Consider the following 11,352-nt stretch of genomic DNA (forward strand, 5'->3'; position numbering starts at 1 on the left):
GAGACCTGATGAACACAGTAACGATGATCGCCGGTTTCACGCTCATTGCCAGCCTGGCATGCGGCGTCGGTGACGCCCACGCCGGCGCCGAGCTGGCGGCGGCCAAGGGGACGTTTCCGCAAGTGAAGCTCGCATGCCTTCCTTTCCTGTTGCCGCCCGATGCATCGGATGCCGCCCGCGTGGTCGACCTGGCGCAGGAAAAGTGGTATCGCACGGCCCGCGCCGGCAAGCTCGAGCGTGTGGGCGCGCTCTTTGTCAGCGCCCCCATTTCCCCGCCCGGGCCTGGCGCGGCGGCCCCCGACGGCGCGCCTCTCAATGCCGCCATGTGCGGCGTGATCGACCAGGCGGTCATGTCGGCCCCCGGCTTGACGGTCCAGGTATTGGACGCGGCCGACGGCTTTGCCGGCACCTGCATCAACCGCAAGGTGGACGCCTGCCTGCAAAAGGCGTTTACCGATTCCGGCTTCAGCGACGCCAAACCATGGCCGCGCCTGCCCATCTATGCGCGCCTGCCGGACGCGGCCCCGGTACCGTCCGACGTTGCCGGCGTGCTTGTCCACTTGTCGGCCGCGTCGAGGAGCATTGCTCCCGATATGCGCGGCGAAGGCAGCACGTTCGAGCGCAGCACGGACGGCCTCAAGCCGCTCGTTCCCTGCGCCCCGGAGGGTTGCCCTCGGCAAACCGCCAGTCCGCTGGAACAGCCGCAAGGCATTGCATGGTTCATCCAGGCTTTGCCTCAGCCCCCCAGCGCCAGGCCGGCCGGCGGCGGCAAGCCCGGTCAGTGAACCGTGCCGGCTTTCGGCGCGCGCGGCGAGCGCGTCGGGCGCATGCCGATGCACGTGCTACTTCACCTGCGCTACACGGCGCGCGAAGCGGGCAACCTGGCCGCACCTGCGGCTGCGCATGTCAAGGAAGTGCTGCAAGCGCCCGACGCGCTGTTCCAGCTGTTCTCGCTGAACTCGGACTTCGGCAATGCCTGGTTCATGTTCCGCAATGCCGCAACGGACGCGACCCGCCGGATCGATATCGCCGTCAACAGCGACCAGTTCCCCTACTGGGTGAAGCGGCTCGGCATGGACGATACGATACGCGCCAGGTTCGCGGTGATCGACTGGTCGAAGGACAAGCTCACCCTGGCGCCGACCCCCGTCGACTTCGCCGGCGACGCCGCTGGCGGGTGGACGCTGTCGATCGACCAGGCTTCGCCGGTGTTCGCGTTCGTGAAGACGAACCAGGCGAGGAAGGTGTACATGGCGGTGTCGTATGCGGCGCCGGCATAGGGCAATGCTGCCGTTTCAGCGGCGGGTCGCCGAAGACCCCCGTGCCCGGCGACGCCACCGCACAGGTGCGCGAGATGAAGGCCGGCGCGCGTTAAGGCGCATCCCGCGCCGCACGCAGCTTGCGCCCCAGCCTGCGCCAGCCGATCACCACGCCGGTCACGCTCAGGACGGCCCCGCCCAGGCTGAACGCCAGCATGAGCACGTCCCACAAGGGCCGGCGCTCCAGCAGCGGCAGCCAATCCCAGCTGTGCAGCATGGCGAACAGCCAGCGGCTCTGGCGTTTGTGGCGGTCGCTGCGGCCGACCAGCGCGCCCGTGTGCGGATCGACATACACCCAGCTCTGGTGCGCATCGGCGAAGGCGATGCGCCACACCGGCAGCGGCTTGCCGGCGCCGCCGGTCATGCTGTGGACGTCGCGGCTGTAATAGTACAGATCGTACGAGTCCAGGCGTTCGACCTTGGCCACCGGATGGGGCAGCAGCGCGCGCGCGGCGTCGAGCAGCGCGCCGCCGTCGACCGCCGCCGGGCGGCCGGACTGGCTGTCGAGCACCAGCGGCGCACCGGCGGCGCTCTGGGCCAGCACCACGGTGTCGCCCAGCACCCGTGTCCACTTGAGCTCGCGTATTCCCGGACCTGCGGCGGCCAGCAGCGCCGCCGGCGCGGCATCGCGCGCGGACGGCAGCAGCGCCGTGCCTTCGAGCGCCTGCATGCGCAGCGGCGCCGCGCCGCCGTCGAAGATGCGCCACGGGTTCATCGACATCAGGCCGCTGAAGATCCAGCTTGCCGTCACCACCCCGAACAGCAGGCCGCCGATATGGTGCCAGCGCATCAGCGCGCCCGGATAGGGCGAGCGCGAACCGCTGCGGTACGGCGCCCGCAAGCGCCAGCGCAGGATGCCGACGCTCGCCCCGCCCAGTACCATGAGGGTGCCGGCGATCGCGAGCCAGTTGACGATATCGGCCCAGTAAGGTTCGAACACGGTGCCGCGCAAAGGGTACAGCCAGTGGATCCACGCGCCGGCGTAGTTCCACAGCCGTTCGCTGCGCGGCGCATCGCGCACCACTTCGCCGGTCCGGCCCGACACGTACAGCAGCGTGTGCTCCGGGTCGGCCAATTGCACGCGGTGTAAGGGGCGGTGGCCATCGAGCCCGCGCGAGTGGGTGAACGCATCTTCGTCCACCGGGCCAAGGTAGTGCGCGCCGACACCCGGGCCGGCGAAGGCGGCGGCGCTGGCCATGGCGCGCGCCTGGTCGGTGAGCGCTAACCGGGCGCCGCTGCGCGCATCGACAGCGATGGCCGCCGTGCCCCTGGCGCCGGCGGGCTGGGCCAGATACACCGGCTCGCCGCCGCTGGCGGCCGCCAGCCTGAGCTCCTTGAGCGGCCCTTCGATGCCGGCCATGGCCAGCGCCTGTTGCGGCCCAAGCAGCGGCGCGTCGGGCTGCAAGGCCGGCGAATGCCCCAGGCGCTCGGCCTCGGTCAGTTTCGGATAGCCGACGTACATCATCACCACGCCGGAGACGAACCACATCGCAAAAAAGGCGCACAGGACGATGCCCAGCCAGCGGTGCCCCAGGAACAGCAGGCGTTTGAACGAGATCCCCATCGCCGCCCTCAAAACGCCACGCGCAGCGCAAGGTCGGCCGTGCGCGGCGCGCCCAGATACGCCATGCTGGCCCCCAGATTGACGGCGTGCACCCGGTCCCCCGCGTTGCGCACCCGTCCGACCACGGTCACATCGCGGCTGATCTGGTAACTGAGGCCCAGGTCGAGCAGGGTGTAGGCCGGCCAGTCGATGGTATTGGCTGCGTCCGCATACACGCCGCCCACGTGGCGCAGCCCCATGCTGGCCTTGATGCCAGGGGTGAGGGCGTAGCCCAGCCACAGGTTGGCGACGGTGCGCGGCGTGTTCGTCGGCGTCTTGCCGGCGAGCGAGACGCCACCCTGGCGATATTGCTCGTATTGCGCATCGACCCGGGTCAGATTGCCCTGGATCGACCACTGGCGCGTAGGCTGCAGGCCCAGCGACAGCTCGACGCCCCTGGCCGACTGCTCCCCGACCAGGACGGTCAGGGTGCTGTTGTCCGGGTCCTGGGTGGCGATGTTCTTGCGTTCGATGCGGTACGCCGCCACTGCGGCCGTGCCTTTGCCTTGCCAGAAGTCCAGCTTGGCGCCGACCTCGCGCTGGCGGCCGGTGGTCAGCTCGCTGTTATTGCGCACGTCGGCAAACGAGGCGGTGGACAAGACGCCCGACGGCGGGTCGGCGGCGGTCGCGTACTGGACGTAGGCGGAGGCGCCCGGCGCCAGGTTCCACACCAGGCCGGCGCGGCCGGTAGTCGGGCGGTAGCTGCGCGTAAAGCTGGCCGGGTTGGCGGCGCTGATCTCGCGCCGGTTCACCAGGCCGAGCGCGATGCGCTCGTGGCGCAGCGCGCTGACCACGTTGAGCGACGGCGCGATGGCGGTCCGGTTTTCGAGGTAGATGGCGCGCGTGGTGACCTTGTTGTCGCGGTCCGGCCGCAGCGCCGGGCTCATGCCGGCAATGTCGAAGAAGCGCTCGGTCGTAAAATCGTAGGGATCGACCTCGCCGAGCGAAGCCGGCAGGCTGTTCGGAAAGCGGGTCTGCTTGTTGACGCTGACATCGATGCCGAGCGCCCAGTCGCTGCGCCGGCCCGCGAGCTCGCCCTTGTACGTGGCGTCGAGGCGGTCGCCGAGCATGCGCTGTTCGTGGTGCTGCAACAGGATGCCGGAGCGCGCCACTGCCGTGTTGGACTGGTTGAAGCGGTAGCTCTCGACGTTGCGGTAGTCGCGCAGCGCATCGTAAAGGTAGACCGTATTGGTGAGCGCGACCTGTTGCGTGGGGCGCCATTCGGCGAGCGAACGCAGCCAGTGGACGCGCTGGGCGTAGATGCCGTCGGCGCTGTTGTAGTTCTTCGAGCGCGTGGCCGGGTCGATGCGCGCGCGCCCGGCCACGGGATTGATCAGCGGCGTGCCCCAGTAGGGCCGCGCCACGTCTTCTTGCTGGAACTCGTAGGCCAGGGTATGGCGCAAGCGTTCGCCGAGGTCGGAACGCAGCGACGCGGCCAGCTGGGTCGAGCGGGCTCCGCTGGCGTCGATCCAGCTGCCAGCATCGCGATGGTTGAGGTCGATGCGCAGGTAATGCCCGTCGCCGGCCGCGCCACCGATGCGCCGGTTCAGGCCGATGGACGCTTCTTTCAAGCCGTTCGTGCCCAGGCGCACTTGCGCCGCGCCGGCGTCGCCCGGTTCCGCCACCCTGGTGATGTAATTGATGGAACCGCCGACCGCTCCCGAGCCGAACAGGAAGCTCGACGGGCCGCCGATGGCCTCGACCCGGTCGATGATCCAGCTGTCGACCGGGCGCGCCGCGATCGCGTACTGGACGTTGATGCCGTTAAAGAGCTGGCTGATCGAACCGCTGCCGAAGCCGCGGTAGCTCACGCCGATATTGCCCGGCGCATTGTGGGCGGTGACGCCGGCGATGGCGCGCAGGATCTCCTGAGTGTCCTGGGCGCCCCGTGCGTCGATCATGGCGCGGTCGACCAGGGTGACGGTGGCCGGCGTTTCGCGTGGCGTGAGGCCGAGCCGGCTGCCGGTGGCGGAGGGCGTGTCGAGGTTCAGTTTGCCGTTGGCGCGCGGCGCCGTGCCTGTGATCTCCACCGTGGGCAGAGGCTCGTCGGCCCGCGCCTGGGTGGCCATGGCGCCGCAGGCCAGGGCGATGGCGAAGGGGAGGGCGGCGCGGGAATGCGCCAGCGGCAGCGTAGCCGCGTGGAATGGGTGTGCAGTCATGTTGTGCTCTTGTTCGGTTGCCTGGTGCAGGCGATTGGAAATTGGCGCGGCACGGATCGGATGCGGCAAAGCCGCAGGCGCTGCCGCCTGTTCCTCTGCACTGAGCGATGCGTGCGCGATGTTCTACCGGATCAAGACCACGGCGGGCCGCGCGCGTGCGCCGCCGTCCATGCGAAGCGGGGTTTCGGCGCGTCGGGGAGCGGCGCCGTGGGTGGCGCGTCGGCGATGGCCAGCGCCAGCGGGTGGGGCGCGGGCGGCAACAGCAGCACGCCGTTGCCGTGGTGGCAGTACGGGCAGTGCTGGCGTTTTTCTTCGTGCGACGGCGGCGCAGGCGCGCCGCCGGCTAGCGCTTCGCCGGCGGCCGCCACGCTGCCGGCCCGGCAGATGTCGCCCGGCAGAAAACGCGCCGCGGGGTCGCCGCCGAAGGCGTGCGAGAGCGCCGGCGCGAGGACGGCCATGAGCACGGCCAGCATGGCCATCCAGGCTGCCAGGGCAAACGCCCTGCGGCTCATGCGCATCGCCGGCGCGCCGCGTGTTGCATGGTCGCGCTCAGAAGCGCCACGCCAGGCCGGCGCGCAGGGTGCGCATTTCGCCTGGATGGGTATGGATGTCGGCCACCGGCGCCGCTTCGCCCGGCAACTGCGATTCGTAGTAGTAATCGATGTCGCTGGCGCGGCGGTCCAGCAGGTTGAGCACTTCGAGGGTGAGCTTGAGGCGCGGCGCGATCCGGTAGCCGAGCTTCATGTTGAGCAAGGTGGACGACGGCGAACGCACGGAGTCGTCTTCCAGCAATGCACGCGGGCCGAAATAGCGCAGGCGCACGCCGCCCGACCACGCGCCGGCCACGCCCGAGACACCGAGCGAGGCGGTGCGGCTGATCGAACCGGGAATGAAGGCGCCGGCCGGATCGTGGTCGCGAAAGCGCGCGTGCGACCACGCCAGGTTGGCGTCGATGATCCAGTCCCTGGCGGGCGTGTAGAAATTGGCCAGTTCGATGCCGTGCCGCCGGCTCGGGCGGCCCGCTTCGGTGGTGCCAGCGTCGCCGATGAAGATCAGTTCGGAATCGAGGTCGAGCCGCCAGGCGGCGATGGTGGTCTGCATGCCCGGCACCAGCCCGGCCAGCCGCAAGCCGGCCTCTTTGCCGGTGCCGCGCACCAGCGGCGTGGCGCGCTCGATCGCGGCGCCGTCGGCGTCGACCGCCAGTCCGGTCTTGGGATCGACGGCGCCGGTGACGCCGCGCGCGTCGTTGCTGTGGAAGCCACGTCCCCAGTTCAGGTAGATCTCCGCATGTTTGCCCGCCGTGAAAATGGCGGTGAATTTTGGACTGGTGATACGCGCATCGACCTTGCCGGAGTTGGCGGGCGTGTCGCTGTCCACATCGAACGCGTAACGGTCGGCGCGCAAGCCGGCCACAGTACGCAGCCAGGGCGCCCAGACGGTGCTGTTGGAGAGATACAGCGCGCCGCTGCGCTCCTTGACGTCGTCTTCGCGCACCGTCGACATGCGCTGGCGCGCCTGGCTCAGATACAGGCCGACCGGCGCAAGGTGATCGGCGCGCAGCTGAACGCCGAGCGCGGTCTCGGAAGCGAAAGGCCCCAGCGCATGGCGCCATGTGCGCGCCGCGTTCAAGCCGAGAATGCGGCGCCTTTCGGACTGGTGGAACTGGTCGCCGTGCTCGGGGTCGCCGAGCATATAGGTAAAATCGCTGAACAGGTCGAGCCGCGATGCGATGACGTAGGCATTGACCTTGCTGGCGCCGTCGCCGTACTGGCGGCTCCACTCGCCGGACACGCTGTAGCGCGCGGTCTCGCCGCCGTCGGTCGGGGCCAGGGTGCCGTAGCGGCCGATCAAACCGGCCGCGAGCGCGCGCTGCGGCACCTGGTCGGTCGAGGTCCAGGACGAACGCATCGCCATCGCCGTCACCCGGATCTCGTCATCGCCGGTCGCGCGGTGGTACGACAGCACGCCGTTGATGCGCTTGTAGTGTTCCGGCGTTTCCCAGGGACCATCCTGGCCCGCGCGTTCGAGGGCGTACAGCAGCGTGCCGCCGGCCAGCGCGCTCGAGTTGGCCACCAGCGCGCGCTGGAAGCGATGCTGGCCCGCCTCCACGCTCAGCAAGCCTTGTTCCATCTGCCGCACGTAGTCGAACGCGGCTGCGCCGGCGGCCGAAAAGTCGCCTTCCTCGGCATAGTAAGTGCCTTTTTTGTACTGAATGGTGCTGACCAGCTCCGGAATCAGGAAATTCAGGTCCGAATAGCCCTGGCCGTGCGCGTTGGTCGGCAGGTTGACCGGCATCCCCATCACGCTGGTGCGGAAATCGGTGCCGTGATCGAGATTGAATCCGCGCGCAAAATATTGGTTGGCCTTGCCGTCGCCGGCGTGCTGGGTCACGATCAGGCCGGGCACCGCTTCGAGCAGCTCGCCGGTGCGCAGCAAGGGACGGTTTTCGAGCTGCCTGGCGGTCACCGTGCCCTGGTTGGCCGAATCGGCGACACCGAGCGGGATCAGGCTGGCGGACACGCGCACTTGCTGGACGGGAGCAGGCGCATCGTCATCGACGGCGGCGTTGGCGAAGGCGGGCAAGGCCGCCAGCAGCAGCGGCGACAGCAGGCGCAGCCCGCGTTGCGACGGGGCAGGGGTGGTGTTTTTCACGGGTACTCTCTGTAAAGACCGGACCGGCCGGCCTGTTTTTTGTACGGCGCACATCCCCGTGCACCGAGAAAAAAGAAGCGGCGGCCGACGCAGGCGTGAGAGTCGATGGCGAGGCGGGAGCGACGCCACTGCGCGCGCTCCCGGGCGATCCACAAACACGGCAATTCCCGGCCGCTTGCTTCCATGCGTCCTGGCCGGTATCCGGGCTGACAGGTCAGATTGCCTCGCCTTCCCATGCCGGCGGCACAGTGGACCATGGAGACAACCGGCCGCGCATCGTTGGACGACATGCGGCGCCTGCTTTACCGTTGCGGGGACAGCACACGTTTGCCGCTGATATCAGCGCGTGTTTCCCGTTTAACTGCCGCCTTCAGAGCAAGGCCGCGAGCACCAAAACGTGGCAATCATACGGACTGCTGAGACGTTTGGCAATATTTCCATGTGCTACGGTCCGGGTCGCCAAATGGCATGGCGCGCTCCCTTACGGCTGAATCTGACGAACAAGCAGATAGACGACCTGTGGCTGGCGATGCATTGGCGAGGGTAAGCGCACGCGCAAGGACTTGCGCCGCCGGGCGGGGGTTCAAAAGTAGCATATCGGCAAAATTTCATTGTTTCCGGCGCGCATAATCATTTATCATTCCACTATTGAGAATACGTCTCATTCACGAGGTGGTAAATGATCTGGATGTCCATCGGCGCGGCCTTGTTGGCCGCGCTTGCATTTTACCTGGCCTCGCCGCATCAGTCCCTGTGGGCGGCGGCCCCGCGGCGTCCGCTGCGCTGGCTGGCGCTGCCCTTGTGCGCGGCGTCGGTGCTGGCCGCCAGCCATGGCTACGGCTTCTGGTGCGGCGTCTTTATTGCGCTGTCCGCCCTGATGCTGGCGCTGGTGGCGCTGCCTTACGTGAATGCCTGGAGCCGGGGGCGCCATGTGGGGTAAATCGTTGGCCGCCGTATTCCTCGCGCCACCGCTCGGCGTGGCGCTGGTGGGCTTGCTGGCCCTGCTGAGTGGCAACCAGCAGCGCGACACCTTGCCGATCCTGCTGATGTTCTTCCCGACGTGGGTGGGGGCGATGGCGCTGGCCTATCATTTCAAGACCGCCCTGCGCGCCTGGCTGTGGATGGGTGGCGCCACCCTGGCCGGGTTCGGCTTGATCCATGGACTGAAGGCTGCCGGCCTGCTGAGGATTGCGGCATGAAGTCGTCCACGCTGAAAACCTACATCGCGCTGCATACCTGGGTTGGCCTGGTGGCCGGCTTTGCCCTGTTCATTGCCTTTTACGCCGGTGCGATCACCGTCTTCACCAAGCAATTGCATACCTGGGAGACGCCGTCGTCGGCGCGCGCGCCGATCGCCTCCGAGGCCGGCGCGCAAGCGCTGATCGACGCCGTGCTGCACCGGCACCCGTCGGCAGAAGCATCGTTCACGCTGCTTCTGCCCAGCGTGAATGAACCGCATTTGACGCTCGACTGGGACGAGCGCGACGCGAATGGCGGCCAGACCGAGCACCAGTTCCGCCTGGCGCCCGACGGCGCGCTGCTGGACGTCAAGCCGCAATCGGAATTGTCGCATTTCCTGTATCGCCTGCACTACACGGCCGGGCTGCCGGCAAGCTGGGGCATTTATGTGCTGGGCCTGGTCTGCATCCTGTACGGCCTGGCGCTGGCCAGCGGCGTGGTGGCGTACGCGCCGCTGTTCCTCAAGGATTTGTTCGCACTGCGCATCGGCAAAAACCTCAAGCGCATGTGGCAGGATGCGCATAATGTGATCGGCATCCTGTCGCTGCCGTTCCATATCGTGTTCGCCTGGAGCGGCGCGGTGCTGGCGCTGGGCGTGCTGCTGCTGGCCCCATTCCAGTTCCTGGTTTTCGACGGCAAGCTGCTGCAATTGATCGAGCCCGATATTGCGGCCACGGCGCCGCTAAAGGCGGCCGGCGTGGCGGGTCCGCTGCTGCCCGCGGACCAGTTGCTGGCACGCGTACGCCAGGCGGCGCCGGGCATGCTGGTGACGCACGTGTACTATCAGCACGCGGGCGACGCCAATGCCCATGTCATCGCGTACGGCGATATCGGACAGCGCACGCTGACCAGTTCCGCCGCCGTGGTGCTCAAGGCGGGCAGCGGCGCCGTGGTGCGCGTGATGACGCCGCAGCAATATAGCCCTGGGACGACCTTCCTGCGCGGCCTGCAAACGCTGCATTATGGGAATTTTGGTCATGTGGCGGTGCAGTGGATGTATTTCGTGCTTGGACTGGCGGGCGCCTTCCTGTTCTACAGCGGAAACTTGCTGTGGATCGAAGCGCGCCGCAAGCGCCAGGCGCAGCGCCAGCCGCTAAGCGGGCGGCTGATGGCCCAGGCCACCTTGGGCGTGTGCCTGGGCTGCGTGGCGGGGGTGTCGGCGGTCTTCCTGGTCAATAAATTGTTCCCCGCCGCGCCGGGCGAGCTGCCGCTGTGGGAAGAGCGCGGCTATTACGCGGTGTTCCTGGCGTCCCTCGCATGGGCCTTCATCCGGCCGCCGGCGCGCGCCGCATGGGAACTGCTGGCCTTGTGCGCCACGCTGACCCTGGCCATTCCGCTGGCACAGTGGGCGGCGAGCGGCGTCCATCCGCTGTTGTCGTTGTGGCGCGGGCAATGGGTGGTGGCGGGCGTGAACGCGGTGGCGCTGGTCGCCGGCTGCGCATTCTGGAAAATGGGGCGCGCGGCCCTCAGGCGCGGCCGCGATGGCGACCTGCACAGCGTGTGGTCGCTGCGCGCCGTCGATGCGCCTGGCGCCGCCTGACGGTGTTTCTATCATGTCGGACGTGTCCCGCATCGTTAACGAGACCGGCGCGCGCGGCGTGGTCGGCGGGGTCGGCAACGGGCCGGCGGCATTGCTGGGGGTTTAGCTGGCCGACGGCAAGGCGCTGCTGGCGGGGCGCCGCATGGCCGCTTTCACCAACGAAGAAGAGCTCTTCCTGGTGAAGGATGCGCGCACGCGCTTTGGCTTCCTGCTCGAAGAGCGCGCCACGGCTGAAGGGGCGCGCTTTGTGGCCGGCTCCAAGTACCTCGACAACACCATCGTCGACGGCCGCCTGGTCATGGGGCAGAACGCCTGGCCGCTGTCGAACTGAATAAGTTCGGTGGCCAGGTCCAGCGCGAAGTCGCCGATGAATTGGGTGTATCGGCCACCTTGGTGAACTGCATGATGCGCGATGCCACGCTGCCCTGCGGCGCAGCGGGAATCGAACCCTTCACTTTTTGCATGTTTTCATAGCAGAGAGTGTTGATTAAGAATCCCCGCGTGTCGTCCGCGTATCGTTCGTTTTCGGCGTGTCGTTCCAGTCGTACACGGGTTTGTACTGGCCCGGCTCCTTGTTCGGCATCCATTTCCCGTAATGGCGGAACACCATCTCAACGTCGACGTGGCCCACCCGCTTTGTAGCCCATCACGGATTCTCGCCAGCGAACAGCATGCGTGAGGCATAGGTGTGCCGGTTCTGGTGTTCGTGCAGCATTGAAACGGAATTGCCTACGTTCGGCGGGGGGCGACATGATCGAGACCGCAGACTCCACAGCAAGCGGAACGGACGAGGAGTTTTGACTGTGGCGATTCAGGCACCGTGCGATCGCCCAGCTGCAG

10 protein-coding genes and 1 riboswitch are annotated in these 11,352 nt (G+C 67.8%); of the genes, 6 read left to right on the top strand and 4 right to left on the bottom strand.

The features are described from left to right. The first annotated feature begins 8 nt into the window (after nucleotides 1-8). Both F2P46_RS00380 and F2P46_RS00385 read left to right on the top strand, forming a co-directional pair. The gene (locus tag F2P46_RS00380; protein WP_166884212.1) at nucleotides 9-785 is read left to right on the top strand and encodes a hypothetical protein; all 777 of its coding nucleotides are present in this window, start codon (nucleotides 9-11) and stop codon (nucleotides 783-785) included. A 3-nt stretch (nucleotides 786-788) separates the two neighbouring features. Next, nucleotides 789-1,280, top strand: coding sequence for a hypothetical protein (locus F2P46_RS00385; protein WP_166884213.1), 492 nt, complete (start codon nucleotides 789-791; stop codon nucleotides 1,278-1,280). Between the two features lie 91 nt (nucleotides 1,281-1,371). Here F2P46_RS00385 and F2P46_RS00390 read toward each other — a convergent pair whose 3' ends face one another. The 4 genes from F2P46_RS00390 to F2P46_RS00405 form a co-directional block, all read right to left on the bottom strand. Then, nucleotides 1,372-2,883 carry a PepSY domain-containing protein gene (locus F2P46_RS00390; protein WP_166884215.1) on the bottom strand — a complete coding sequence of 504 codons (1,512 nt, stop codon included), beginning with the start codon at nucleotides 2,881-2,883 and terminating at the stop codon, nucleotides 1,372-1,374. Nucleotides 2,884-2,891: 8 nt separating this feature from the next. Beyond that, nucleotides 2,892-5,081 carry a TonB-dependent siderophore receptor gene (locus F2P46_RS00395; protein WP_166884217.1) on the bottom strand — a complete coding sequence of 730 codons (2,190 nt, stop codon included), beginning with the start codon at nucleotides 5,079-5,081 and terminating at the stop codon, nucleotides 2,892-2,894. A gap of 131 nt (nucleotides 5,082-5,212) precedes the next feature. Further along, nucleotides 5,213-5,593: a DUF2946 domain-containing protein gene (locus F2P46_RS00400; RefSeq protein ID WP_166884219.1), complete on the bottom strand. Its 381-nt coding sequence runs from the start codon at nucleotides 5,591-5,593 to the stop codon at nucleotides 5,213-5,215. 37 nt (nucleotides 5,594-5,630) lie between these two features. Beyond that, nucleotides 5,631-7,733, bottom strand: coding sequence for a TonB-dependent receptor (locus tag F2P46_RS00405; protein WP_368737861.1), 2,103 nt, complete (start codon nucleotides 7,731-7,733; stop codon nucleotides 5,631-5,633). A gap of 174 nt (nucleotides 7,734-7,907) precedes the next feature. Then, a riboswitch (cobalamin riboswitch) is annotated at nucleotides 7,908-8,143 on the bottom strand. A gap of 269 nt (nucleotides 8,144-8,412) precedes the next feature. Between F2P46_RS00405 and F2P46_RS00410 the strand changes: the two genes are divergently transcribed. The 4 genes from F2P46_RS00410 to F2P46_RS00425 all read left to right on the top strand — a co-directional run bounded on the left by F2P46_RS00410 (nucleotide 8,413) and on the right by F2P46_RS00425 (nucleotide 10,843). Further along, on the top strand, nucleotides 8,413-8,673 hold the full coding sequence (locus tag F2P46_RS00410) for a hypothetical protein (protein ID WP_166884223.1): 261 nt from the start codon (nucleotides 8,413-8,415) through the stop codon (nucleotides 8,671-8,673). Continuing rightward, nucleotides 8,663-8,932: a hypothetical protein gene (locus F2P46_RS00415; protein WP_166884225.1), complete on the top strand. Its 270-nt coding sequence runs from the start codon at nucleotides 8,663-8,665 to the stop codon at nucleotides 8,930-8,932. The genes F2P46_RS00410 and F2P46_RS00415 overlap by 11 nt, the downstream gene beginning before the upstream one ends. Then, on the top strand, nucleotides 8,929-10,512 hold the full coding sequence (locus F2P46_RS00420) for a PepSY-associated TM helix domain-containing protein (RefSeq protein ID WP_166884227.1): 1,584 nt from the start codon (nucleotides 8,929-8,931) through the stop codon (nucleotides 10,510-10,512). Before F2P46_RS00415 ends, F2P46_RS00420 begins: the two co-directional genes overlap by 4 nt. A gap of 142 nt (nucleotides 10,513-10,654) precedes the next feature. Beyond that, nucleotides 10,655-10,843, top strand: coding sequence for a hypothetical protein (locus F2P46_RS00425; RefSeq protein WP_166884229.1), 189 nt, complete (start codon nucleotides 10,655-10,657; stop codon nucleotides 10,841-10,843). Nucleotides 10,844-11,352 lie beyond the last annotated feature (509 nt).

The sequence above is a fragment of the Massilia sp. CCM 8734 genome, from assembly GCF_011682155.1.
GTDB classification, from domain to species: Bacteria; Pseudomonadota; Gammaproteobacteria; order Burkholderiales; family Burkholderiaceae_D; genus Telluria_A; species Telluria_A rubra.